The 23,336-nt window shown below is 67.8% G+C and carries 21 protein-coding genes; 8 read left to right on the top strand and 13 right to left on the bottom strand.

All coding sequences use genetic code 11. The features are described 5' to 3' along the window. Positions 1-92 precede the first annotated feature (92 nt). Positions 93-950: a hypothetical protein gene (locus OMP43_RS09165; protein ID WP_280279412.1), complete on the top strand. Its 858-nt coding sequence runs from the start codon at positions 93-95 to the stop codon at positions 948-950. A 209-nt stretch (positions 951-1,159) separates the two neighbouring features. Here the strand turns inward: OMP43_RS09165 and OMP43_RS09160 are convergent, their stop codons facing one another. Continuing rightward, positions 1,160-1,411, bottom strand: coding sequence for a hypothetical protein (locus OMP43_RS09160; RefSeq protein ID WP_280279411.1), 252 nt, complete (start codon positions 1,409-1,411; stop codon positions 1,160-1,162). A gap of 105 nt (positions 1,412-1,516) precedes the next feature. On the opposite strand from OMP43_RS09160, the gene OMP43_RS09155 reads away from it, so the two are divergent. Both OMP43_RS09155 and OMP43_RS09150 read left to right on the top strand, forming a co-directional pair. Continuing rightward, entirely contained in the window at positions 1,517-2,452 is a 936-nt protein-coding gene (locus tag OMP43_RS09155; RefSeq protein ID WP_280279410.1) for a LysR substrate-binding domain-containing protein, read from the top strand. Between the two features lie 314 nt (positions 2,453-2,766). Next, the gene (locus OMP43_RS09150) at positions 2,767-3,783 is read left to right on the top strand and encodes an LLM class flavin-dependent oxidoreductase (protein WP_280279409.1); all 1,017 of its coding nucleotides are present in this window, start codon (positions 2,767-2,769) and stop codon (positions 3,781-3,783) included. Positions 3,784-3,815: 32 nt separating this feature from the next. On the opposite strand, the gene OMP43_RS09145 is transcribed toward OMP43_RS09150, so the two are convergent. From OMP43_RS09145 to msrB, 5 genes are all read right to left on the bottom strand, one after another. Beyond that, entirely contained in the window at positions 3,816-5,297 is a 1,482-nt protein-coding gene (locus OMP43_RS09145; protein ID WP_280279408.1) for a tryptophan 7-halogenase, read from the bottom strand. Positions 5,298-5,307: 10 nt separating this feature from the next. After that, a complete protein-coding gene (locus tag OMP43_RS09140; RefSeq protein WP_280279407.1) occupies positions 5,308-6,345 on the bottom strand; it encodes a cupin-like domain-containing protein in 1,038 nt (345 codons plus the stop codon). Further along, positions 6,342-7,049 carry a SapC family protein gene (locus tag OMP43_RS09135; RefSeq protein ID WP_280279406.1) on the bottom strand — a complete coding sequence of 236 codons (708 nt, stop codon included), beginning with the start codon at positions 7,047-7,049 and terminating at the stop codon, positions 6,342-6,344. Before OMP43_RS09135 ends, OMP43_RS09140 begins: the two co-directional genes overlap by 4 nt. Before the next feature lie 218 nt (positions 7,050-7,267). Beyond that, positions 7,268-10,414, bottom strand: a complete 3,147-nt coding sequence (locus tag OMP43_RS09130) for a TonB-dependent receptor (RefSeq protein ID WP_280279405.1) — start codon at positions 10,412-10,414, stop codon at positions 7,268-7,270. 411 nt (positions 10,415-10,825) lie between these two features. Next, positions 10,826-11,269: a peptide-methionine (R)-S-oxide reductase MsrB gene (msrB, locus tag OMP43_RS09125; protein ID WP_280279404.1), complete on the bottom strand. Its 444-nt coding sequence runs from the start codon at positions 11,267-11,269 to the stop codon at positions 10,826-10,828. 74 nt (positions 11,270-11,343) lie between these two features. On the opposite strand from msrB, the gene OMP43_RS09120 reads away from it, so the two are divergent. Further along, on the top strand, positions 11,344-11,598 hold the full coding sequence (locus tag OMP43_RS09120) for a hypothetical protein (protein WP_280279403.1): 255 nt from the start codon (positions 11,344-11,346) through the stop codon (positions 11,596-11,598). On the opposite strand, the gene OMP43_RS09115 is transcribed toward OMP43_RS09120, so the two are convergent. From OMP43_RS09115 to OMP43_RS09105, 3 genes are all read right to left on the bottom strand, one after another. Then, positions 11,562-12,608: a CaiB/BaiF CoA-transferase family protein gene (locus OMP43_RS09115; RefSeq protein ID WP_280279585.1), complete on the bottom strand. Its 1,047-nt coding sequence runs from the start codon at positions 12,606-12,608 to the stop codon at positions 11,562-11,564. The two genes, OMP43_RS09120 and OMP43_RS09115, sit on opposite strands and share 37 nt — an antisense overlap. Before the next feature lie 65 nt (positions 12,609-12,673). Next, positions 12,674-13,456, bottom strand: coding sequence for an SDR family NAD(P)-dependent oxidoreductase (locus tag OMP43_RS09110; protein ID WP_280279402.1), 783 nt, complete (start codon positions 13,454-13,456; stop codon positions 12,674-12,676). A gap of 19 nt (positions 13,457-13,475) precedes the next feature. Beyond that, complete coding sequence (locus OMP43_RS09105) at positions 13,476-14,651, bottom strand: acetyl-CoA C-acetyltransferase (RefSeq protein ID WP_280279401.1); 1,176 nt, start codon at positions 14,649-14,651, stop codon at positions 13,476-13,478. Positions 14,652-14,948: 297 nt separating this feature from the next. On the opposite strand from OMP43_RS09105, the gene OMP43_RS09100 reads away from it, so the two are divergent. Beyond that, positions 14,949-15,341 carry a response regulator gene (locus tag OMP43_RS09100; protein WP_280279400.1) on the top strand — a complete coding sequence of 131 codons (393 nt, stop codon included), beginning with the start codon at positions 14,949-14,951 and terminating at the stop codon, positions 15,339-15,341. A gap of 216 nt (positions 15,342-15,557) precedes the next feature. Here OMP43_RS09100 and OMP43_RS09095 read toward each other — a convergent pair whose 3' ends face one another. Together OMP43_RS09095 and OMP43_RS09090 are read right to left on the bottom strand one after the other, a co-directional pair. Then, entirely contained in the window at positions 15,558-16,055 is a 498-nt protein-coding gene (locus OMP43_RS09095; protein ID WP_280279399.1) for a PIN domain-containing protein, read from the bottom strand. Further along, positions 16,055-16,279 carry a type II toxin-antitoxin system Phd/YefM family antitoxin gene (locus OMP43_RS09090; RefSeq protein WP_280279398.1) on the bottom strand — a complete coding sequence of 75 codons (225 nt, stop codon included), beginning with the start codon at positions 16,277-16,279 and terminating at the stop codon, positions 16,055-16,057. Before OMP43_RS09090 ends, OMP43_RS09095 begins: the two co-directional genes overlap by 1 nt. Before the next feature lie 208 nt (positions 16,280-16,487). Here OMP43_RS09090 and OMP43_RS09085 point away from each other — a divergent pair, with 208 nt between their 5' ends. Together OMP43_RS09085 and OMP43_RS09080 are read left to right on the top strand one after the other, a co-directional pair. Continuing rightward, positions 16,488-17,855: a cation:proton antiporter gene (locus OMP43_RS09085; protein ID WP_280279397.1), complete on the top strand. Its 1,368-nt coding sequence runs from the start codon at positions 16,488-16,490 to the stop codon at positions 17,853-17,855. Positions 17,856-17,913: 58 nt separating this feature from the next. After that, on the top strand, positions 17,914-19,122 hold the full coding sequence (locus tag OMP43_RS09080; protein ID WP_280279396.1) for an alginate export family protein: 1,209 nt from the start codon (positions 17,914-17,916) through the stop codon (positions 19,120-19,122). A gap of 45 nt (positions 19,123-19,167) precedes the next feature. Here OMP43_RS09080 and OMP43_RS09075 read toward each other — a convergent pair whose 3' ends face one another. Continuing rightward, the gene (locus OMP43_RS09075; RefSeq protein ID WP_280279395.1) at positions 19,168-20,691 is read right to left on the bottom strand and encodes a tryptophan 7-halogenase; all 1,524 of its coding nucleotides are present in this window, start codon (positions 20,689-20,691) and stop codon (positions 19,168-19,170) included. Between the two features lie 171 nt (positions 20,692-20,862). Between OMP43_RS09075 and OMP43_RS09070 the strand changes: the two genes are divergently transcribed. Beyond that, positions 20,863-21,519, top strand: a complete 657-nt coding sequence (locus OMP43_RS09070) for a TRIC cation channel family protein (RefSeq protein WP_280279394.1) — start codon at positions 20,863-20,865, stop codon at positions 21,517-21,519. Positions 21,520-21,576: 57 nt separating this feature from the next. Here OMP43_RS09070 and OMP43_RS09065 read toward each other — a convergent pair whose 3' ends face one another. After that, positions 21,577-23,187, bottom strand: coding sequence for a family 43 glycosylhydrolase (locus tag OMP43_RS09065; protein ID WP_280279393.1), 1,611 nt, complete (start codon positions 23,185-23,187; stop codon positions 21,577-21,579). Positions 23,188-23,336: the final 149 nt, after the last annotated feature.

Raw genomic sequence — 23,336 nt, 5'->3', positions numbered from 1 at the left:
AAGTTACCGATCCCGAATTTTTTCGGCGCGCCGGGATTAAACGCGATCGGGCCACCGTTCTCCCAATGCCAATGGATTTTGGGAGAATGGAAATGATCAAGCTTCTCGGCACCAGCGCTTTCCTCGCCCTCGCGCTCGCGGCGGTTCCGGCTTCGGCGCAGATTCTCGGCGGCGGTGGCGGCTTGGGCGGCGGCCTCGGCGGCAATATCGGCGGTTCGGGCACGGGCACGCTCGGCAGCATGATCGACGGTTCGACGCGTCGCCTGCCGACCGCCAGCGACACCACCGGCAGTCTGCGCGGCGCTTCGCACTCGGAGAAGAGCGTCGATGCCCGCAAGGGCCGTGTGAAGGCGTCGAACGAAAGCGCGCTCGATTCGACCGCGGCGAACAGTTCGCATGTCGGTGACCGCACGATCGGCGGCAGTGGCTCGGCCTCGGGAAGCGCGGGCGGCAGCGCCGATGCCCAACTGATCGGCACCGATGCGATGCGCGGCACGGCGAGCAATGCGCTCGGCCGCACTCGGGAAACCGTTTCGAACGTCCGAGACCGGGCCGGCACCGCAACCGATCGCGTCCGCGATACCGCCGGCAACACTGTCTCGCGGGCCCGCAATGCGGTGCCGAGCACCGATGGCGTCTCGGCAGCCGCCACGGGCGCCGCCAATGGCGTGGGCTCCCTCGGCAACGGCACGCTCACGCTGGCGGGATCGGCTGCGGCCAATGGCAGCGGCGCCTTCCCGGTCTCGGCCGGCATGCCGGTCACCGATGCCAAGGGCAAGCTGATCGGCACCGTCCAGTCGGTCCGCGCCGCCGCGGGTGGTAGGATCGAGCAGGTGCTGGTCAAGGTGAAGGATAGGACCGCCACGCTGCCCGCCGCAAACTTCACCGGCTCCGGCAACGCCCTGATCTCGATCATGGGCAAGGGCGAGATCAACAAGACTGCGGAGTAAAGGGCACGGGCGGTCCATCCGGACAGCAGCATCGCCCATGTCCACGGCGCGTCCGGCACCCACCGGGCGCGCCGCACGCCGGATGAACGAACGGTCGCTATCCCGAGGTGTGGACGAACGTGCAGGCGCCCTCGCGACTCTTATCTTCGCAGGCGACAAGGACGAAGCCGAGCGGCGCGCCAAGCGCCTCGACAAAGCCTATCCGGTCCTCAAGGATCCGCAGAAACGCCGTGCCGATGACGCGACGCTCGGACCCGCTGCGCCAAGCCCTCGTCCGCCGCCGCCGGTACTTCCCGTTCCCGCTCACCGATAGAGGCGGCGAAACTTCCCTTCGCCGACTGTCGCCGGGGCTCGAGGATGGACCTCAACATCGCCCCGGCTTTCCGGAGCAGAAGCTGCGCGTCCTGGCTGAAGCGTTCGCGATGTCCAACCCAAGCGCGATCATACATCTCGTCGATCATGGCGGCCTCCTGGCTTTGAAGCGAGTGGGAGGGAGATGCGGATCTTTGGCGAGTGCTTCCAACAAAAGGATCGACTCGCCTTATCAAGAGGCTTTATCAAGCGGCATGCGACGGCTACCACCGCTTCCTGCAGTCCGAGCGTTTGAAGCGGTTGCGCGCAACGGCACCTTCACGGCGGCGGCGGCGGAATTGGGGATGACCCAGGCCGCCATCAGCTATCAGATCAAGATACTCGAGGAGCGGGTCGGCGAGCCGCTTTTCTTCCGGCGGGGAAGGCGCGCCGAACTGACTGCCGGCGGTGCCCGCGTCGCAGCGCGGTTGGCGACCGCTTTCGATGAGATAGAGATGGCGTTCGACGAACTGACCGGCGAGAGCGAAACGGTGCTGCGCATCGCCACGACCGCGAGCATCGCGAACAACTGGCTCGCGCGAAATATCGGAGCCTTTCACGCCGCGCATCCGGATATCGAGATCGAGCTGGAAGTCAGCAGCGCGGTGATCGACTTCGCGGAATCCCGCATCGATGTCGCCATACGAACCGGCCGCGGGGACTGGCCGGCCCTGAAGGCCGATCATCTGGCGACGGTGTTTTTCACTCCGATGTGCAGTCCGGCGCTAGTCGCGGGGCGCACTCTACCGCTGGACGCGCGGGAAGCGCGGGAGATGCAACGGATCAGCCCGCAGGATCGATGGTGGCCGATATGGTTCCGGAGCGCCGGGATGGAGGACATGAACGATTCCAGGCGCGGCGGAATTCGCATGGACTCGCAGGCAAGCGAAGGCCAGGCGGCGATCGCGGGGCATGGTCTTGCGCTGATGACCCCGATGCTCTGGCGCTCGGAGCTCGCGAGCGGCCTCCTCGTGCGTCCCTTCGCCCAGGTGGCCGATGAAGGCACCGCCTATTGGTTCGTCTATGCCGAAAACCAGAGGCGCAGCCGCAAGGTCGCCCGATTCCGCGATTGGGTCGTTCCGGCGTTTCGCGCCGCAGCCGCTTCTATCCAGTTGGGGCAGGCCGATCACAAGCCGGGACGCATTGCATAGCCGCTGCCGGTCCGAGCGACCGTCTTATCCGGATCGGACGTCGCGTATGCCGTAGCGGGGCGGGCGCCGCGGCAAGACCTGCCCGCACGGGAAGCGGGCGTGCCCCGCCATTCCCGCGCCATCGGCTGGCCATGGCTAGCCGGGCTTTCCCAGGCCGGCCGGCCTTTCTCGATGCGTGTGGCCCCGGCTTCGCGGCCGGAAACCCTGTGTTTCCATTCCGGACCCCGGGGCGGGGGTGCGATCGTTCCGCGCGAAGCCCATGTCGGTGCGTGTGATCCGGGCACGGGCCCCGGATTGGAGATCGGGGATTTCGCATGAAGAAGATCGGCTTTCTCTCGTTCGGACATTGGTCGAACGCGCCCTATTCGGCGACTCGCTCGGCCTCCGACGTGCTGCTCCAGTCGATCGATCTCGCCGTCGCGGCCGAGCAGCTCGGTGCGGATGGGGCCTATTTCCGGGTGCATCATTTCGCCCGGCAGCTGGCTTCGCCCTTTCCGCTGCTCTCAGCGGTGGGCGCGAAGACCAGCCGGATCGAGATCGGTACCGGCGTCATCGACATGCGCTATGAGAATCCCTTCTACATGGCCGAGGATGCCGGCGCGGCCGACCTGATCAGCGGCGGACGATTGCAGCTCGGCATCAGCCGGGGATCGCCCGAGCAGGTCGTCGAGGGCTGGCGTCATTTCGGCTATGCGCCGGCCGAGGGCGAAGGCGATGCCGATATGGGCCGCCGCCATGCCCAGGTCTTTCTCGATTTGCTGAAGGGCGAGGGCTTTGCGCGGCCAAATCCCCGGCCGATGTTCCCCAATCCGCCCGGCCTGCTCCGGCTCGAGCCGCATTCCGAGGGGCTCCGCAAGCGCATCTGGTGGGGGTCGGCGTCCGACGCGACCGCGGTCTGGGCCGCGCAGCAGGGCATGAACCTGCAGAGCTCGACCCTGAAGGCGGACGAGAGCGGCGAGCCTTTCCATGTCCAGCAGGCGCGGCAGATCCGGCTGTACCGCGAGGCATGGCAACGAGCCGGGCATGGCTGGCAGCCGCGCGTCTCGGTGTCGCGCTCGATCTTCGCGTTGATGAACGATCGGGATCGCGACTATTTCGGCCGCGGCGACGACAGCGACCAGATCGGCGAGATCGACAATATGCGCGCGGTATTCGGGCGTTCCTATGCGGCCGAGCCGGACAAGCTGATCGAGCAGCTACGGGCGGACGAGGCGATCGCCGAGGCGGATACGCTGCTGCTGACGGTACCGAACCAGCTGGGAGTGGACTATAACGCCCATGTCCTGGAGGCGCTCCTCACCCATGTCGCGCCATCGTTGGGCTGGCGCTGAGCGCGTCGGACGGGCGGGGCGGCATAACGGCGTCAGGCGGCGATGTAGCGTTCCAGGAATTGCTGGTGCGCCGGCATCCGCGCCACCGCGCCGGCGATGCCCGACCTGAGTTCGCCCAGCGCGCTCCGCAATTCGCCGTCGACGATCATCCGGCCCATGTGATGATGGCGCGCCGGCACCAGCCGCTGGCCAAGCATCACCTGCACCCAGCTGTCGACCCGGAAGAGATCGTCCGAAGCCTGCCACGCGATCGCGCCGTCGCGAAAGGCGGCGATCCGCTCGGCCAGGCTGTCGGGGATCGCCATCGTCCGGCACCGGTCCCAGAAGCCGCCGTCCGCGCGCTGGTTCAGGTGATAATGGAGGATGATGAAATCGCGGATCCGTTCGATCTCGGTGCGGCCGAGCGCGTTGAAGCGCGCCGCCACGCCATCGCCGATCCCGCCAAAGGGGAAGAGCTGCACCAGGCGGGTTATCGCGATCATGATCAGGTGGATGCTCGTCGATTCGAGCGGCTCGACGAACCCGCTCGCCAGGCCGAGCGCGATCACGTTCCGGTCCCACAGCTTGCGCCGCCGCCCGGCCTTGAAGCGGATGATGCGCGGCTCGATCAGCCGTTCGCCTTCGATCCGGGCATCGAGCAGCGCATGGGCGCCGTCGTCGTCGAGGAAGTCGCTGGCATAGACCAGCCCGTTGCCGATGCGGTGCTGGAGGGGGATGCGCCATTGCCAGCCGGCCCGGTGGGCGGCGGCGCGGGTATAGGGGAGCGCGGGGCCCGTCGATGCGGTCTGCACCGCGATCGCGCTGTCGGTGGGGAGCCAATGGCCCCATTCCTCATAGCCTGCGTGCAGCGTCTGCTCGATCAGCAGGCCGCGGAAACCCGTGCAGTCGAGGAAGAGATCGCCCTCGATCCGCGCGCCCGAAGCCAGGCGCAGCGCCGTGACGAAGCCGGTCTCCGGATGCTGCTCGACAGCCTCGATCCTGCCCTCGACGCGGCGCACGCCCAGCGGCTCGGCGAAATCGCGCAGGAAGCGCGCATAGAGCCCGGCATCGAGGTGATAGGCATAGTTGATGTGCCCCTGTTCGGGGATGGCGAAGCGGCCGGCCTGCGCCGCCTGCAGCTCCAGGCAATAATCGCCCAGATCGCCGCCCCAGCCTTCCGCGCGCGCCTCCAGCCAGAAATGGTGGAAATCGCCCATCCAGGTCGATCTGCCGATCTGGCCGAAGCTGTGGATGTAGCGATCGCCCTCCCGCGCCCAATTCTCGAATGCGATGCCGAGCTTGAAGGTGGAGCGCGTGTCGCGCAGGAAGGCGCGCTCGTCGATCCCGAGCAGCTGGTGGAAGGTGCGGGCGGTGGGGATGGTGCTCTCGCCGACGCCGATGGTGCCGATCTCGTCGCTCTCGATCAGGGTGATCTCGATCAGCGGCCCGAGCAGCTTGGCCAGCGCCGCCGCCGCGATCCAGCCCGCGGTGCCGCCGCCCGCGATCACGACGCGCCGGATCGGTGCCTGGTCCATCCCCATTCCCCTAGCGATTGAGCTTGTTGATCAGCTGCGCCCGCAGCCGCCGTGCCCCGGTCGCGTCGATCGGCGCGAGCGGCCCCCGGGCGTGCGCGGGCAGGTGAGCCGCGGCCTGGCCGGCGGGGCCGAAGACATAATAGTCGAACATGGCCTTCCAGCCGGCTTTCTCGGCGTCCGAGCGGTCGCGCAGGCTCAGCAGGGCGTGGAGCAGCGTGGTCTGGGGCGTATCGAGGAAGCCCGGCGCCTCGTTCCACCAGTAATTGACCAGGATATTGAAGCGCTCCAGCGCCTCGACATGATGCCACCAGAGCGCGGGGTAGAAGAGCAGGTCGCCGGGCTCCAGCTCCGCCACCTGCGCCGCGGCCATGGCCTGGCGGAAGCGGGGATGGCGCTCGAGATCGGGATCGGCGAAGTCGACCATCGAGATCACCTGGCCGCCGGGCGTAGGCTCCAGCGGACCGGGGTAGAGATTGGCGATCTGGCCGGGCGGGAACAGCGTGAAGCGCCGGTGCCCGGCCGCGCAGATTGCCAGGTTGTGCGACATGTCGTGATGCGCATGCGCGGTGGTGCGGTTGCCGATCCAGATGCTGGCGAGCACGCCGTGCGCGAACATCGGATCGTCGAGCGGCAAGTCGTTCGCGGCGCGGAAGCCGGGGAGATGGCGATCGAGATCGGCCGAGCCGATATAGAGGCTCTCGGGGCAGGGCGCGTCGAGGCTTGCCCCGATCCGTGCGAGGAAATCGGCCATGCCGACACGGGCGCCCGCGAAATTGAAGCCGGTGAGGCCAGGATCATAATGGAAGCGGCCCTGGATCGCGGGCGGGCCGGCAAAGCCCACCACCGGCTGGCCGGCATCGAAGCCCTGGAGATAGGCGATCGCCGCCGCATCGGACTCGCGGGCGATGGCGATCAGCGGCCAGTCGCGCGCCACTCCGCGCAGGATCACCGGGGCCTGGCCCGCCAGCAATTCGGCATAGGGAATGGCGCCCGGCGCCACGCCGTCCAGCGCGCGGACCCGGGCCGCGCCGGCCGCTGCCACGTTCATGCGGCGTCTCGCGCGTTCTTGCGGGCGATCAGCCGCGGCATGTTGCCGAGCGACGTGGCGAGCAGGAAGGCGGCGCCGAGATGGCCGGCGCGGTGGAGGCCACCGAGCTCCGCCGGGCCGAGCGCCTCGAGCCGGTCGGCGGCCAGGACCTCGTGGTCGGAGATCGCATAGCGGCGCTCGTCGTCGAGCATCAGCTGGAGCGTGACCGGCTGGATCAGCCCGAGCGCGTCGAACGCGGCGTACATCGGCCCGGCATCGGCCATGCCGACATGGATCGCCGCGAGCAGGCGGCCGACATGATCGAGCACGGGCGCCTGGCCGCCATGGGGCAGGAAGAGCGGTTCGCCGTCCTCGGCATCGACGCGCGGATCGTCGAGGTCGATCTGGATCACCGGCGCGGCGTCGTCCGCGGTCAGCCCGATCAGGAAGGGACCGCGCTGGAGGCTCAGCGGAACATGGCTGCTCGTCCAGCGATCGCCTTCGAGGAACAGGTTCTCGTCACGGTCGAGCCCGAGCAGGGCGACTGCCTGGAGCCCTTCGGCGGGTTCGCGGCGGAAAAGAATGGGGAAGTCGCGCTGCGCCTCGGCGAATTCGGTGGGGAAGAGGAGCGCCTGGTTCACGGCATGGCCATGGGCGGCGCCGTGGCGGAGCGCGACGCGGAGATCCGCATGGGCGATATTGTCGAGCGCGACCGGTCGGGTCATCGTAACTCCATCCAGCCTGGGCAGGCGAGCATGGCGCAAAGCGCGCCGGGCCTCAACTTGGAGAGAAGGGGCGGCGATCCCCAAACCCCCCTCTCCCCGCGGGCGGGGAGAGGGGCGAGGCAAAGCCGAAACCGGGAAAAGGGTCTGGCGAGCGCGCATGCCCTCTCGCCATGCCCCTCTCCCCGGCCCTCTCCCCGCGAGCGGGGAGAGGGAGATCTTCAGAACTTGAAGCGCGCGCCGAGCAGGAAGCGCCGGTCGAGTTCCTGCGCGTACCAGAGCTCCTTCTTGTCGCGGGCATAGGTCCGCACCGCCGTCTCGGTGAGGTTGATGCCCTCCAGCGTGATCGCGACCTGCGGCGTGATCTCGTAGCTGATCGACGCATCGAGCTGGCCGAACGGCGCGGTGAACTCGGGGTTGCGCGAGCCCTGGCGGTTGATTCCCGAAAGGAACCGGTCGCGCCAGTTATAGGCCACACGGGCCGAGATGCCGTGCTTCTCGTAGATCAGCGTGCCGCTGATCGTGTCCGAAAGGCCGAGCAGCGCGAACTGGTCCTCCGCCGGACTGGCCCCCAGGTTGAACCCGACATCGCCGCGCACCAGCGTATAGGCCGCCGCGATGCCGATGCCCGTGCGCCCGAAGAAATACTGGCCGGCAAGCTCGACGCCGTAGATCTCCGCGTCCTTGTTGTTGATCGGCTGGGTCACCTGGAACTGGTAGAGCGGATCGCTGGCGATGCCGTTCAGGTCGTAGGTATTGTTGATCAGCTTGAGATAATCGTCGTCGAGCTGGCGTGTGGTGGCGTTGTAGTGCGCGGCGAATTGCGCGGTGGCGGCGGCGACCGATCCGGTTGCCTGGATCAGCGCGGACATCACGAACAGATTGCCGTCGCTGGTATCGGCGCCCAGGCCGCCCAGCGCCGTCCTGGCCTGGCCGGAGCGGCTGCCCGCCGCGCCCGAGCTGGGGTCCCGGAGGCCGAACAGCGTCGAGTTGAACTGGCCATTGCCGATGAAGTTGCGCACGCGCTTGTCGAAGAAGGCGATCGACACATAGCTGTCCGGCTTGAAATACCATTCCAGCGAGGCGTCGAAATTGTCCGATTCCAGCGCCTTCAACCGGGCGTTGCCGGTGGTCGCGCCGGGGATGCCGCCATTGAAGGTCGGCCGCGGCGGGCCGCCGACGGTGGTCGAGGTGTAGAGGTTATTGTAGTTCGGCCGGGCGATCGTCTTGCTGTACGACAGGCGGCCGATCAGGTTCTTGGCGAACTCGACCTGGAAATCGACCTGGGGCAGCAGGTTGCTGTAGTTGCCGCCGTCGCTGACGAACTGCGTCTGGTTCGAGATCGACACGGTGAAGTCGTTGTCCGACACCCAGGCGATGCCGGCCGGGATCGCCTCGAGCGAAATGGTGTGCGACTTGGTATGCTCGTAGCGGATGCCGGCGACCAGGCGGGCCGGCGCGCCGCCCAGCTCGCCCTTCCAGGTCAGCTGGCCATAGACTGCCCAGATGTCTTCCGTGACATGGTTGTCCTGCCGGCCGGTGGTGCCTACCGCATTGCCGCGATTGGCATAATAGGGCGAGAGGATCGCATAGAGGTCCGAAGCGACGCCGCGAAAGGCGATCTGCGATTCCGGATCGCCGCCCGGATTGAACTTGTGGAACTTGCACTCGAGGCAGAAGGCCTGGAGCGCGCCCGGCGCCAGCGCCTGCACGTCGCCCGGATTGGTGATGCCCCAGTCGCCCAGCGTCTGCTGGGTGGCGACGAAGGTCTGCCGCATGTCGGTGGTGCGGTAATTGCCGCCGAAGTCGAAACGGCTTTCGCCGCCCAGGTCCCAGCCGAAATCCGCGCGCAGCTCCTTCACGCGCTGGCGCTGGGTCGAGCGGAAAGTGCGGCCGACCTGCGAGCCGACATCGTTGACGTCGAGCGGGCCGCTGGCGCCGAACGTGATGTCCTGGCGCGGAATGCCGCCCGAATAGTCGACCGAATGGGCGGCGACGACATTGGCGCCCATGCCGACCAGTGTCGACGAGTTGCCATTGGCATTGTCCGGCGTGCTGGACGAGGTGGAGATATGGCCGTCGAGCTTCAGCGAGAAGTTGCTCGCCAGCTCCCATTCGAGGTTGAGGCCGTAATCCTCCAGCTTGCCCTTCTGCGCGCGCGACTGGGCCTCGAAGCCCTCGTCCTTCTGGCCGTTGATCGTCTCGTGCAGATAGGTGGCGGTGGCGACGGTGGGGTTGCCGTCGAAGGTCACCACGTCGAACGGGCGGCTGAACCAGTTGGACAGGTCCGAACGGGTCTCGCGCTGCTTGTTCTGCGCATAGAGCGCGTCCGCGGTGATCGTCAGCGCGTCGGTGGGCCTGAACTGCACCACCGCCTGGCCGTTGATGCGCTCGCGCGTGCCTTCGGCATAATGGTAGCGGCTGTCGTTCGGGATGGCGACCAGCTGGTTGGGGTTCGACGGCGCGTTGTTGACCACGGTGCAGTTCGGCCCGGGCGTCGAGCCGGGGCAGGCGCCGCCCGAGCGGGCGAAGCCGCCGGTCAGGAAAGTGTCGTAGGACACGATGTTCCAGTCGTTCGACGTCGCGGCGATCGAAGTGTAGTTGCGCTTCTGATAGCTGCCGAACAGCATGACGCCGAAGCGCTGGTCGGGATCGCTCCAGCTGAGCACGCCGGAGAATTCGGGCGTCACCTTCGAACCGCAATCGAGGCAGTCGTTGACGCTGGTGTCGTACACTGCCTTGGCGCCGATGCTGCCGTCCAGGCCGCTCTTGCGCTCGTCGAGCGGACGGCGCGAGACGATGTTGATCGTGGCGCCGATGCCGCCCGAGGGGACGGCCGCGCGGCCGGTCTTGTAGACTTCCAGCGTGCGCACGCCCTCGGTGGCGAGGTTGGAGAAGTCGAACGAGCGGCTGGTGCCCTGCGCGCCATCGGCATTCTGGTCGCCGCCGACCACCGACACGGTCGAGGTGGCGAGCTGGCGGCCGTTCAGGGTAACCATGTTGTAGGTCGGGCCGAAGCCGCGCACCGTGACCTGCGAGCCTTCGCCATTGGTGCGGTTGATCGACACGCCGGGGATGCGCTGCAGCGATTCCGCCAGATTGGTATCGGGGAACTTGCCGATGTCCTCCGCGGAAATCGCATCGACGATGCCCGGCGCCTCGCGCTTGATCGCGATCGCGCGCTCCAGGCTGGCGCGGATACCGCTAACAACGATTTCCTGGCCATCCTCCGGGCCGCTCTCCGTGGCTTGCGAACTGACAGCGTTGTCGGCTTGCGCATGGGCAAGGCCGGGCATGGCGAGCCCGGCGGCGACGGCGAATATGGAAACGGAACGCGCAAGTATAGGCATGCGCCTTTGAATAGTCATAACCCCTCCTTCAGCGCGCTCCGTGCGGAGTGCGACTTTCTTTTTATTTCGGGTGAGCGAAATGCCTCCCTGATGTTATCGCTATCATCGTGAAGGCTTCTGTCAATTGGGCTGAAATGATTGGAACCGCTTCCAATTGCGGATTGATGCAAACTGTTGCATTACTGCGACAGAATGTGGCGCGGTATCGCCTCCCGACAGTCGGCAAGTTGCGGACCTGCGGGGATTTTCAGTCCGGATCGGTGCCATGGGCGCGCGCCGAGTCGAGCGGGGGCAATGGCCCGCCCGCTCGGCGGGCTGGTTGAGGACTCATATTCCTTCAACCGTCATCCCCGCCTGGGCGGGGATGACGAAATGAGTACCAAATATGCAGCTAAATCAATAGCTTACATGAATTTACAGTCGGCGGGTTCAGGTGGGGTCCTCGACCTGGTCGAGCCAGGCGCCATAGCCCTGGGCTGTCATTTCCGCGCGCGGCACGAAGCGCAGCGCGGCCGAGTTGATGCAGTAGCGCAGGCCGCCGCGATCATGCGGGCCGTCGTCGAACACATGGCCGAGATGGCTGTCGCCCTGGGCGGAGCGCACTTCGGTGCGGATCATGCCATGGCTGGTGTCGCGCAGCTCGGCGACGTTCGCGATCGGCCGGGTGAAGCTCGGCCAGCCGCAGCCGGACTCATATTTGTCGGTCGAGGCGAACAGCGGCTCGCCCGAGACGATGTCGACATAGATGCCGGGCGCCTTGTTGTGCAGCAGCGCGCCGGTGCCGGGGCGCTCGGTGCCGTTCTGCTGGGTCACGCGATACTGCTCGGCGGAAAGCGCGGCGACGGCCTCGGGAGTCTTGCGATAGTCGGTCATGCGGGATCTCCGTTTCGCCCGCTATGTGGGGATGCCGGCGTGCCAACGCCAAGGGCGCGCGCTATCGTCCGGGCATGGCGAAGAAGAAGCGCATTCTCACCGCGACCATGGCCGATGGCTATGTGAAAACGATCGGGCCGACCGCGGTGCCCTTCACGCATTACTGGCGGATCGTCGCGCATCTCGGCGGCGGCCGGACCGAGGTGTTCTGGGGGCACGTCAAGTCGCTCAAGGAAGCAACGGGCAAGCAGGCCGCGCTCGCCGAGGCGGCGAAGCAGCGCGGCTGGGAGCGCTATGATTTCGAAGTGGTCGCGCTGGTCGAATCCTGAGGCGCGGAGAAGCGCGGGGCAGGGGCTGGCTGGACCACGCCCGCCCGCTCGATAAAGGCGCCGCGCGCGACATTGTGCGGATGCGTGGGGGCTTCCGCCATCGCGAGCACGGGGGCGAAGCAGGCATCGGTGCCTTCCAGCAGCGCGCACCATGCGTCGCGCGTCCGGGTGCGGAAGATCGCGGCGAGCCGGTCCTTCAGCGCCGGCCATGCGGCGGGATCCATCTGCGCGTCGAAGTCGGGATCGTCGGCCAGGCCAGTCGCGGCGCGTAGCTGGGCGTAGAATTGCGGCTCGATCGCTCCGATCGCGACATATTTGCCGTCGGCGGTCTCGTAGCTGTCGTAGAAATGCGCGCCGCCGTCGAGGATGTTCACGCCGCGCGCGTCGCGCCAGCCGAGCGTCTCGCGAAAGCCCCAGACCATCGACATCAGCAGCGCCGCGCCTTCGCTCATCGCGCAGTCGATCACCGTCCCGCGTCCGCCGGTCCTGGCCTGGAGCAGACCCGCCGCCATGGCGAAGGCGAGCAGCATGCCGCCGCCGCCGAAATCGCCGACGGCATTCACCGGCGGTGTCGGCTTGCCACCCGCGCGGCCAAAGGCGTGGAGCGCGCCGGCCAGGGCGATATAGTTGATGTCATGCCCGGCGGCCTGGGCGAGCGGGCCGGTCTGCCCCCAGCCGGTCATCCGGCCGTAGACCAGGCGCGGATTGAGAATGTGGAGCTCGGCCGGCCCGAGGCCCAGCCGCTCCATCACGCCGGGGCGGAAGCCTTCGATCAGCCCGTCCGCGCCTGCCGCCAGGGCGCGCACGTGCGCGGCGCCGCCGGACGATTTGAGATCGGCTTCCACCGGCACGCGCCCGCGCAGCAGCGGATCACGCGGATCGGGCGGGGCGCCCGGCCGATGGACATAGAGCACTTCCGCGCCGTGATCGGCCAGCATCATCCCGCAAAAGGGCGTTGGGCCGATCGCGGCGAGTTCGACGATCCGGATGCCGGCAAGGGGCCCCATGATTTCTTCGCTCCTCTGTCTGCTATTTGTCACCCCGGCCCCGTGCCGGGGTAACGGAGTAGGCGGGGCTACCGCGGCGCCATGCGGATGCCGCCGTCGAGGCGGACATGCTCGCCGTTGAAATAGCCGGTCTCGATCATGCAGAGCGCGAGCTGCGCATATTCCTCCGGCCGGCCGAGCCGCTTGGGGAAGGGGACCGAGGCGGCGAGCGCCTCCTTCACGTTCGGCGGCGCGGCGGCGAGCAGCGGCGTGTCGAAGATGCCGGGCAGGATCGTGTTCACTCGGATGCCCTCGCCCATCAGGTCGCGCGCGATCGGCAGCGTCATGCCGACCACGCCGCCCTTCGACGCCGAATAGGCCGCCTGGCCGACCTGCCCGTCCTCGGCGGCGACGCTGGCGGTGTTGACGATCGCGCCGCGCTCGCCGTCTTCCAGGGGATCGAGCGCCAGCATGCCCGCCGCCGCCTTGGCGATGCAGCGAAAGGTGCCGACCAGGTTGATCTGGATCACCCAGTTGAACGCCTCGAGCGGGAAGTGCCGGATCGTGCCGTCTTCCTTCGCGCGGCTGGCGGTCTTCACGGCATTGCCGGTGCCGGCGCAATTGACCAGGATCCGCTCCTGGCCATGCGCGGCGCGCGCCCGGGCGAAGCCGGCGTCGACGCTGTCGTCCGAGGTCACGTTCACTTCGCAGAACAGGCCGCCGATCTCCGCCGCGACCGCTTCGCCCTTTTCCTTCTGCAGGTCGAAGATCGCCACCTTCACGCCCCGGGCCGCGAGCGCCCGCGCGGTCGCGGCGCCGAGGCCGGAGGCGCCGCCGGTCACCACCGCGGCGATGCTGTCGTCGAGCTTCATCCTCTCCTCCCTTCGCTTGTCACAGACGCTCGACGATGGTGACGTTGGCGATGCCGCCGCCCTCGCACATCGTCTGCAGGCCGTAGCGCTTGCCCCGTTTGCGGAGCGCATGGACCAGCGTCGCCATCAGCTTGGTGCCCGAGGCGCCGAGCGGGTGGCCCAATGCGATCGCGCCGCCATTGACGTTGAGCCGCTCGGGATCGGCGCCCGTATGCCGCAGCCAGGCGAGCGGGACCGAGGCAAAGGCCTCGTTGACTTCGAACAGGTCGATCTCGTCGATCGTCATGCCCGCGCGGCGCAGCGCCCGGTCGGTGGCGAACAGCGGCTCCTCGAGCATGATCACCGGATCGCCCGCGGTGACGGTGAGGGCGTGGATGCGGGCGAGCGGGGTCAGGCCATGCGCCTTGAGCGCCGCCTCCGAGACGATCAGCACGGCGCTGGCGCCGTCGCAGATCTGGCTGGCATTGGCCGCGCTGATCACGCCGCCCTCGGCGAGCAGCTTGACCGATCCGATGCTCTCGGCAGTCGCGTCGAAGCGGATGCCCTCGTCGCGGGCGTGGATCGCCGGCCCCTCCGGCGTCTCGATCGCCAGCGGCACGATCTCGGCCTCGAAATCGCCGCGCTCGGTCGCGGCGGCGGCGCGGCGATGGCTCGCCAGCGCATAGGCGTCGAGCTCGGCGCGGCCGAGGCCGTGCTTGCGGGCCATCATCTCGGCGCCCATGAACTGGCTGAACTGCACGCCCGGATAGCGCGCCTCCTGGCGTGGCGATTTGGGTCCGCCGAGCCCGGCCTGGGCGAAGAGCGCGACGGTGGCGCCCATCGGCACCCGCGTCATGCTCTCCACGCCGGCCGCGATCACCACGTCCTGCGTGCCCGAGAGCACGGCCTGGGCGGCGAACTGGATCGCCTGTTGCGAGCTGCCGCACTGGCGATCGATCGTCACCGCGGGCACGCTCTCGGGCAGGCGCGAGGCGAGCACGGCGCCCCGGCCGACCTGGAAGCCCTGCTCGCCGCCCTGGCCGACACAGCCCATGATGACGTCCTCGATCGCGGCGGGATCGATGCCGCTGCGCGCGACGATGGCGTCGAGCATTTCGGCCGCCATGTCCGCCGGGTGCCATCCGGCGAGCTTGCCGCCGCGCCGCCCCCCGGCGGTTCGCACGGCATCGACGATATAGGCGGTGGCTGCTCCCATGATCCTGCTCCCGTTCTTTTCCGAATCGGCGTTATCGGCCGAGGGTAGCGCGATATGCGATCGTCGCGCAGCCACTGCGCGACGATCGCGCCATCCGGATGGGCGCGGCACATAGCTATTCCGTGCATCGCGATGATTTCGCGGAAAAAAGCCTTAACGCCCGGTTCGGCGCGTTTCTGCAAAACGACGGAAAGGCATGATCGCCACAGATATGGAAACGGACGCGCAACCAACTGTCATCCGTGCGTGATAATCCAGATGGGGCGGCGCCGGTCCGCTCCCGAAATGCGAGGTGGAATGGCCCGGATCATCTATGTCGAGGACGACGCGCAGGTCGGGGCCGAGGTGCAGCAGGCGCTGCGCGAGGCGGGGCACCTGGTGGGCCTGATCGATCACGGCATGCTCGCCTTCGACACGATCGCCTTCAACCGGCCCGATCTGGTGATCCTCGACCAGTCGCTGCCGGATGGGCAGGGCCTCGACATAGTGCGGGCGCTGCGGCGGCTGCCGGCGCTTTGCCGCACGCCGATCCTGATGCTGTCGGCCGGGGGCGGCGAGGCGGAAATGGATGAGGCGATGGCTGCGGGGGCCAATGCCTGTCTGGTGAAGCCGTTCGCGCCCGAGCTGCTGGTGCGGCGCGTGGCCGAAATGCTGGATGACGCGAGCCTGCAGGACGAAGCGGGCGCTTAGGGTTGGGGGCTGATACTATCCAGCGGCACCCCCGCCTTGGCGGGGATAATGGACGTATTTTCAAAGGTTTGCTTGGGTTTCCGCCTTGGTTTGAGTGTCGTTCGGCCGGCCCCGCGGAGGACACGGGCGACCCGCTCATGCCCCTCTCCCTTCCGGAGAGGATTGCAGACGGCGTAACCAATGCGGCCCGGCCTTCCGCGCCGTCGCAGCATGTCCTCAGGCGCGGACGAACAGGTTCTTGAGCCAGAGCGGCCCGGTGCGGGCGGCGTCGCGCCAATCGCCGTCCTCCTCGGCCGTATCGGCGGTGTAGCCCCGGGGGTCGAACAGCTTCACCCGCGCGCCGCGATAGGCGGCGGTGTTGCGCGTCACCAGGGTGAGGCCGTGCTCGAGCGCAGTCGCGGCGAACAGCGCATCGCGAGTCTCGGCGAGCGCGAGCTGGCCGCGGCGGCGGGCGATCGCGGCGTCGAGCGGCAGGACATGCCCTTCGAAGGCGGGGACGAGCTGCGCATCGATCCAGCCGCGCAGCACCGTGCCCGCCGCCTTGTCGCGCCGTGCCGCCTCGGTGGCGGCGACTTCCAGCTCCACCAGCGAGATCGCCGAGAGGAACAGCCGCTCACGCGCCACACCCGTGGCCCAGGCGGTGAGCCCGGCCTCGGCTCCGCCCGCCCGCGCCTTGCGCAGCTCGAAGACGATCGGCGTGTCGAGCAGGAACATCACCAGCGCTCCGGTGGCGCGAGCGCGGCGTCGGAAGCGCCGGCGGGCAGGGCGAGCAAGTCGACGATGCTCTCGCGCTCGCCGTTCAGCCGGCGGAACAGGTCGATGCTCATCAGCACATGGGTGGGGCGCCCGCGATCGGTGACGAACACCGGCTCGGCCCGGGCGAATCGCTTGGCCGCGCTGACGTCCTGGTTGAATTCGCGGCTGGTAATCACCTTCATTTCGTGCCTACGTACCTATATTGTCTGCGTTGTCATGTAGGTACGTTACTACTATGTGCGCTCCTTGCAACACAAAGCGCGGCCGGGGCGGAAAAATAAGGGGGTGCGGCGATTTGCAGTTGCGTGCAGGCTTTGCCGCGCGCTCCCTTTCCCAAAGCCGCGCGACGGGCGGGCAACGCACCGCGCCGGGAATTGGGGGGAGGTTACCATGCTCGATCTGCTGAACAGTGCCTGGCACGCATTGACCGATGTGCTCAGCCCGCACGGGCCCGCGGTGAACGCCGCGAAGAGCTATGCGCCGGGCGACTACAGCATCCATTTCTTCCTGCAGCTGGCCATCATCATCCTGGCCTGCCGCGTGGTAGGCTGGCTTGGCCAGAAGCTGCTCAAGCAGCCCCAGGTGGTAGGCGAGATGATTGCCGGCGTGGTGCTCGGCCCGTCGCTGTTCGGCCTGTTCTTCCCCGATCTCCAACTCGCGATCTTCCCCAAGGAGACGCGCAACGTGCTTTATACCGGCGCGCAGCTGGGCGTCGGCCTCTACATGTTCATGGTCGGCCTGACGCTGCGGCTCGACCATTTCCAGTCCAAGGCGAAGAGCGCCGCCGGCGTCTCCGCCGCGGGCATCGTCGCGCCGTTCCTGCTTGCCGCGCTGATCACTCCGTTCCTGCTCACCGTGCCCGGCCTGTTCACGCCCGGCATCAGCCAGGCGAACGCCACGCTGTTCATGGGCGCCTGCATCGCGCTCACCGCCTTCCCGATGCTCGCGCGCATCATCAATGAGCGTGGGTTGGCCAGTTCCTCGCTCGGCACGCTCTCGCTCACCGCCGGCGCGTTCGACGACGCGGCGTCCTGGTGTGTCCTCGCCCTGGTGCTCGCCACTTTCGGGGCCGGGCCGGGCGTGGCGGTGCTCGCGATCGGGGGCGCCGTGCTCTACACTGCGTTCATGCTCCTGTTCGGGCGCAAGCTGCTCGCTCCGCTCGGCCGCATCGTCGAGGCGAAGGGCGAGATGAGCACCGCGATGCTCGCCGTCACCATGATGCTGTTCTGCACCTCTGCCTTCATCATGGACGCGATCGGCATCCATGCGATCTTCGGCGGCTTCCTGATGGGTGTGTGCATGCCGCGCGGCCTGTTCGTCGAAGAGCTGAAGCGCAAGGTCGAGCCGCTCGCCGTCGTGCTGCTGCTGCCGATGTTCTTCACCTATTCGGGCCTCAACACCCGGATGGACATGGTCAACTCGGTCGAGCTGCTGCTGATCGCGCTGGGCGTGCTCGCGGTGTCGGTCCTTGCCAAGTTCGGTGCCTGCTGGGCCGCCGCCCGCCTCGCCGGCGAGGACAATCGCACTGCCCTCGGCATCGGCGCGCTGATGAACTCGCGCGGGCTGATGGAGCTGATCATCATCAATATCGGCCTGCAAAAGGGCATCATCGGCCCCACGCTGTTCTCGATGCTGGTGCTGATGGCAATCGTCACCACCGTGATGGCCACGCCCCTGTTCGAAGCGGTCTATGGCCGCAAGGCCCGCGAGAGCGGCGAGCTGGAAGCGCTCGACCCGAAGCTCGCGGCCGCCGCCTGAGGTCCTCCTCCCCGTCCCGCAACACCCCTGCGGGACGGGACTTTCCGAAGGAAGCATGATGAGACGAGCGCTTCTGTGCGCCACGGGGCTGCTCGCCGCCGGTGCCGCGCATGCCCAGGACGTGAAGCTGACGCCCACCGCCGAGGTGCGGCTGCGCTACGAGCATGTCGGCCAGGACGGGCTGCCGAGGGACGCCGATGCGGTGACGCTGCGCGTCCGCCCGGGCCTGGCCGCCAGCTGGCGGGGCTGGTCGGCGCTGGTGGAGGGCGAGGGCGTGGTCGCGCTCGCGGGCGGCTATAATGACGGCACCAACGGCAGGACGCGCTATCCGCTGGTCGTCGATCCGGAGAATATCGAGCTCAACCGCGCGCAGCTTCGCTATGCCGGCAACGACGGGCTGGCCGTTACCGTCGGCCGGCAGCGGCTGAACTTCGTCGACGATCGTTTCGTCGGCAACGCCCCCTGGCGCCAGAGCGAGCAGACCTTCGACGCGGTGCGCGTCCAATATGGCAAGCCGCTCGGGCTCAATCTCGACCTTGCCTATAGCTGGGACGTGCGCACGATAAACGGCCGCAACGGCACGGGCGCGCGGCCGGTGTCGGTCGGCGGCGACAATGTCTTCGCGGTGATCGGCTATGGCACCGGGGCCGGCACGCTGAGCGGCTTCGCCTATCTGGTCGACCAGGACCTGGCGGCGCTGCAGGGCTATCGCCTGTCGAGCCAGACCTATGGCCTGCGCTTCGCCGGCCGGCAGGCTTTGGGCAAGGACGTCTCGCTCGGCTATGTCGCCAGCTGGGCGCGGCAGAGCGACTGGCATCGCAACCCCAATCGCTATGCCGCGGATTATTGGCTGGGCGAGCTGAACCTGACCGCGAAGGCGCTGAGCCTGACCGCGGGCCATGAGGTGCTGGGCGCGGACCAGGGCGTGGCGCTGACCAGCGTGCAGACGCCGCTGGCGTCCTATTTCAAGTTCAACGGCTGGGCGGGCAAGTTCGGTACCACGCCGCCGGGCGGCCTGCGCGACCTCTATGGGACGGTGAGCTATGGCTGGAAGAAGGTGGGGCCGCTCGACGCGATCAACCTGGGCGCCACCTGGCACCGGTTCGGGAGCGACCGGCTCGGCCAGCATTATGGCGACGAGCTCGACCTGATCGCCGGAGTGAAGCGCGGCCATTACGCGCTCTCGGCCCGCTATGCGCATTACAAGGCGGACAGGTTCGCGACGGATACCGACAAGTTCTGGCTCCAGCTGGACTGGGCGCTGTAGAAATTCTCGGGCTCGAATTCCCTTCCGGGGAGGGGGAGGGACCGATCAGCCGTTGATCGCGCGGATCAGCTCGCGGTGCGTCGGCAGGTCCTCGGTCGCGCGCTCGGAAAAGGCGCGGATGCGCGCGAACAGCCTCTCCGCCGCCTCGACATTGGGAAAGTCGCCGCGCCCGCCCGATAGGTCGGTGCGATAGTCCATTCCGTAGAGGATGTACTGATAGTTGAAGAAGGCGAAGCTCTCGAGGTCGAGCAGGAAGTCGAAGCGCCCCGGCGGGCGGTGGCGCCACTGGCGCAGCAGCTCCTGCAGCCCCTCCGGGATCGAGGCCGGATCGGCATTGTCGCGCCAGAAGGGCTCCTCGCGCCGGCTCAGGCAATAATGCAGCTTGAGAAAGGCGATGATCCGCTCGTAGCGCCCGACGATCAGCTCGTTGAAGCGCCGGGCCGGCGCGTCCACGGGGCCGTTGTGCGGGAACAGCTCGGCGATCATCCCCACCGCCGCCTCGATCAGCACCACCCCGGTCGATTCCAGCGGCTCGAGAAAGCCGCCCGACAGCCCGACCGCGACGCAGTTCTTCACCCATTGCGCCTCGCGATAGCCGGGCTCGAACGGGATGATGCGCGCCTGATAGTCGCCATGCCCGACATAGGCGCGCAGCACCCGTGCCGCTTCGTCGTCGGACATGTGGGCGGAGGAATAGACGGTGCCGATGCCGCGCGCGCCTTCAAGCCCGATGTCCCAGGTCCAGCCCGCCTCATGGGCTGCGGCGATGGTGAAGCTCTCGATCGGGGCGTCGGGCTCGGCATAGGGGATCTTGCAGGCGAGCGCCCGGTCGGTGAACAAGATGTCGCGCACCGACTTGAAGCGGACGCCCAGCGCCTTGCCGATCAGCTCGGCGCGGAAGCCCGAACAGTCGACATAGAGATCCGCCTCCAGCGCGCCCTGCTCGCGCGTGACGATGCGGGCGATCGCGCCGTCCTCGCCCAGCTCGACATCGGTGAGCAACCCGCTGAGGTGGCGCACGCCCAGTTCCTCGGCGCGCTCCCGCAGGATGCGGGCGAGCCGGACGGCATCGAAATGATAGGCATAGTTGAGCGGGCCGGAGAATTCGCCCTCGCCCTGTTTCTTGGGCGCGCGGCGGCTCTCGGCGACGCGGTTCTGGATCGTTACGGCCTGCGCGAAGGGCGGGCGCGTCGCTTCGTCCTGGAGCAGCCAATAGGGCACCAGGCTGGTCCCCTCGGTGTAGAAGGGGGCTTCGAACGGATGGAGATAATGGTGGCGGGTGCCGTCGGGCAACGGCGCGTGCAGCCAGTCGTTGAAGCGGATGCCCTGCTTGAACGTGGCCGAGGTGGCGCGGATGAAGCGCGTCTCGTCGATGCCGAGGAACTTCAGCGTCGACCGGATGGTGGGGAAGGTGCCCTCGCCCACGCCGATGATGCCGAGCTCGGGCGATTCGAGCAGGGTGATCTCGATCTGGGCCTGGTCGGCGAGATCGAGGAAACGCGCGAGATAGGCGGCCGCAAGCCACCCCGCGGTGCCCCCGCCGACGATCAGGATACGCCTCTTGCCCATGCGGTGCGGAGCTTAGCCTTGGGGTAGGGGAAGGGCCAGCGCCTCATTCGTCATCCTTGGATCGCTTCAACCCTCCTCCTCCGGGGGGAAGAATGAAAGGAGCCGCACCGGATTGCTTCCCGGCCCCGACCTGCTCCATTCCGGATTCGAAGCCCCAGGGAGGATCGCCCCATGAAGCTCGACGACAATGCCGCGAGCCGCATCCGCGACCGGATGCTGGACGCCGTCGACCTCGCCGCGACCTTCGTCCTGGCGACGGAATGCGCGTTGACCGCGGTCCGGGCGGATTTCGATCTGTTCGGCATATTGGTGCTGTCCTTTGTCGGTTCGGTCGGCGGCGCAGTCATCCGCGACCTGCTGCTTGGCGAGCATCCCCCCGCGCCGTTCCGCGACTGGCGCTATGCGGCGCTGGCGCTGGCGGCGACGTCCGCCGTCATCGTCGCGTCGCTCCTCCTCGGCCGGATCGCGAACTTCACGCCGCCGCTCCTCGTCGACATTTTCGAAGGCGGCGGCCTCGCGCTCGCCGCGGTAGCCGGTGCCCGCAAATGCCTGGACTACAGGCTCAACAGCGCCTCGGTCGTGATCATCGCCACGGTCAATGGATGCGGCGGCGGCATGGTGCGCGATGTGCTGATCGCGCGGGTCCCAAGGGTCCTGCACGAGGATTTCTACGCCACCGCCGCGATTGCCGGCGCGACGTTGCTCGTCCTGCTGGTCCGGCGGTTCGGGGTCCGCCCGGACCTGGCGGGAGCGATCGGCGGCCTCGCCATCTTCGCGCTGCGTACCGCCGCGCTCCTCGGCGCATGGCGGCTGCCGCATCTGCGCTAGGGCGCGCCAATGCTTCCCCTGAACCGTTATCGCGGCTTTCGCCGGGATGACGATTGCCTACAGCGCCCGGAACCGGAAATCCCGGAACTTCGCCGCGCCCGCGCCCGCCGAATAGAGCCCCGGCCGCAGCATCAGGAAGCCGCCGCGCACATTATGGTGATAGCCGGATACTTCCATTCCCCGGTCGAAGCGCTTCCATGTCCTGCCGCCATCGCCCGAGAGGTGGAAGGAGACGATGTGCTGCCGGTTGGTCACCCGCATGCGCAGCCGCCGGCCATAGGGGTTGGCCGGCCGCCCGCGCTCCATGCCGTATTGGTGCGTCACGAAGCGCTTCTCGTCGAAGCCGAGCCCGCAATAGAGCTTCTCGTCATAGAAAAGCACCAGCCCCGCCGTGCCGCCCGGCGCGATCTCGATGTCGCATTCGAACGCGTATCCGGTGTCGCCGGCGATCAGCAGCAGCGGCGACGAATCCACCGGCGCCTTGCCCGATGCCTGGAGCAGCAGCGCGCCGGCTTCGATGCGCGCGCGCTCCGCTTCTCCCGGACCCGGCTTGAAGAAATTCCACTTGCGCCCGAGCGCCAGCGGGCCGGAGAAATCGTCCGACAGCGCCTGGCCATGCGGCACCCGCGCACCGCCGCCGGGCTTGCGGATCGGTTTCGACAGGTCGCCGCCGGTCATCCGGAACCAGCCGTCCGCCGTCCATTCGACGGGATCGAGCAGCGCCTGGCGCCCCAGCGTCCAATAGCCGTTCTCGAAGCCGTGATAGACCGACCACCAGCTGCCGTCCGGAGCCTCGACCAGCGAGGCATGGCCGCGCGACCACCAGGCCTCGTCGTCGCGGACAGTGCGGACAAGCGGGTTGGCGGGGCATTGCTCCCAGGGCCCGTGAATCGAGCGTGCGCGTGCCGCGATCACCATGTGCCCGGTCGGCGGCCCGGCGGTGCCGCCCACCGCGGTGATCATGTAGAACCAGCCCTTGTGGCGGTGGATCTTCGGCCCCTCGGGCGAGAAGCTCTCGACGTCCCATTCCTCGGGATAGTGCCAGGGGTCGTAGACATGTTCGACCTTGCCGATGGTGGACAGCCCGTCCTCCGCAAGCCGCACCCGGTCGCCGCCCGACAGGAACAGCCAGCGCGAGCCGTCCTCGCCCACGGCGTGGCAGGGATCGATATGATCGTGCAGGCCCAGGTCGATCGGCTCGCTCCACGGACCGTCGATATGGTCGGCCCAGATCACGAAGATCGAGTTGGGGCTGGCCTTTACCGGGATGTAGAGGAAGTAGCGACCCGCATGCTTCTCCAGGCTCACTGCCCAGACCGCGCCGATGTTCTTCGTGAGCGCCGCGCCGCGCGGCTGCCAGTTCACCAGGTCGCGGCTGTGCCAGATGGTCAGGCCGGGATAGGAATCGAAGCTCGAGAAGGTCATGTAATAGTCCGCCCCGTCCTTCAGGATGGCGGGATCGGGATGGTCGCCGGCGAGGAGCGGGTTGAGGAAGCGCCCGTCGCCCAGGTCGCAGACGCGCTGGTTGTCGAAGCCGCGCTTCCAGTCGGGGGGCGTGGCATCCGGGAGCATCGGGTTCGGTGCGGCCTCCGCCGTGCCCGGCCGCAGCAGCGCCGCCGCGCCTCCTGCCAGAGCCGCTCCAAATGCCGCGCGCCGACTGATGTCCATACCGTGCCTCTCCTTTTCCAAAACTTATGACACCGATGTCATCCGGAGGGAAGAGGCCGTATCGGCGCTGAAGCCGCCGCCTTTGGTGTCCGTTGTGTCCACTTTGGCGGGAAGTCGAATATTTCCTATTCTTGTTGGAAATGCCGTGG

The sequence above is a fragment of the Sphingomonas sp. CBMAI 2297 genome (assembly GCF_029870595.1).
GTDB lineage: Bacteria > Pseudomonadota > Alphaproteobacteria > Sphingomonadales > Sphingomonadaceae > Sphingomonas.
Note: the sequence above shows the minus strand (reverse complement) of the source record. Positions and strands in the feature narration are given on the sequence as shown.

Excerpts from the sequence above, each read along its gene's own strand:
- OMP43_RS09165 (WP_280279412.1), top strand. The coding sequence starts at position 93 with ATGATCAAGCTTCTCGGCACCAGCGCTTTCCTCGCCCTCGCGCTCGCG.
- OMP43_RS09160 (WP_280279411.1), bottom strand. The coding sequence starts at position 1,411 with ATGATCGACGAGATGTATGATCGCGCTTGGGTTGGACATCGCGAACGC.
- OMP43_RS09155 (WP_280279410.1), top strand. The coding sequence starts at position 1,517 with ATGCGACGGCTACCACCGCTTCCTGCAGTCCGAGCGTTTGAAGCGGTT.
- OMP43_RS09150 (WP_280279409.1), top strand. The coding sequence starts at position 2,767 with ATGAAGAAGATCGGCTTTCTCTCGTTCGGACATTGGTCGAACGCGCCC.
- OMP43_RS09145 (WP_280279408.1), bottom strand. The coding sequence starts at position 5,297 with ATGGACCAGGCACCGATCCGGCGCGTCGTGATCGCGGGCGGCGGCACC.
- OMP43_RS09140 (WP_280279407.1), bottom strand. The coding sequence starts at position 6,345 with ATGAACGTGGCAGCGGCCGGCGCGGCCCGGGTCCGCGCGCTGGACGGC.
- OMP43_RS09135 (WP_280279406.1), bottom strand. The coding sequence starts at position 7,049 with ATGACCCGACCGGTCGCGCTCGACAATATCGCCCATGCGGATCTCCGC.
- OMP43_RS09130 (WP_280279405.1), bottom strand. The coding sequence starts at position 10,414 with ATGACTATTCAAAGGCGCATGCCTATACTTGCGCGTTCCGTTTCCATA.
- msrB (WP_280279404.1), bottom strand. The coding sequence starts at position 11,269 with ATGACCGACTATCGCAAGACTCCCGAGGCCGTCGCCGCGCTTTCCGCC.
- OMP43_RS09120 (WP_280279403.1), top strand. The coding sequence starts at position 11,344 with ATGGCGAAGAAGAAGCGCATTCTCACCGCGACCATGGCCGATGGCTAT.
- OMP43_RS09110 (WP_280279402.1), bottom strand. The coding sequence starts at position 13,456 with ATGAAGCTCGACGACAGCATCGCCGCGGTGGTGACCGGCGGCGCCTCC.
- OMP43_RS09105 (WP_280279401.1), bottom strand. The coding sequence starts at position 14,651 with ATGGGAGCAGCCACCGCCTATATCGTCGATGCCGTGCGAACCGCCGGG.
- OMP43_RS09100 (WP_280279400.1), top strand. The coding sequence starts at position 14,949 with ATGGCCCGGATCATCTATGTCGAGGACGACGCGCAGGTCGGGGCCGAG.
- OMP43_RS09095 (WP_280279399.1), bottom strand. The coding sequence starts at position 16,055 with ATGTTCCTGCTCGACACGCCGATCGTCTTCGAGCTGCGCAAGGCGCGG.
- OMP43_RS09090 (WP_280279398.1), bottom strand. The coding sequence starts at position 16,279 with ATGAAGGTGATTACCAGCCGCGAATTCAACCAGGACGTCAGCGCGGCC.
- OMP43_RS09085 (WP_280279397.1), top strand. The coding sequence starts at position 16,488 with ATGCTCGATCTGCTGAACAGTGCCTGGCACGCATTGACCGATGTGCTC.
- OMP43_RS09080 (WP_280279396.1), top strand. The coding sequence starts at position 17,914 with ATGAGACGAGCGCTTCTGTGCGCCACGGGGCTGCTCGCCGCCGGTGCC.
- OMP43_RS09075 (WP_280279395.1), bottom strand. The coding sequence starts at position 20,691 with ATGGGCAAGAGGCGTATCCTGATCGTCGGCGGGGGCACCGCGGGGTGG.
- OMP43_RS09070 (WP_280279394.1), top strand. The coding sequence starts at position 20,863 with ATGAAGCTCGACGACAATGCCGCGAGCCGCATCCGCGACCGGATGCTG.
- OMP43_RS09065 (WP_280279393.1), bottom strand. The coding sequence starts at position 23,187 with ATGGACATCAGTCGGCGCGCGGCATTTGGAGCGGCTCTGGCAGGAGGC.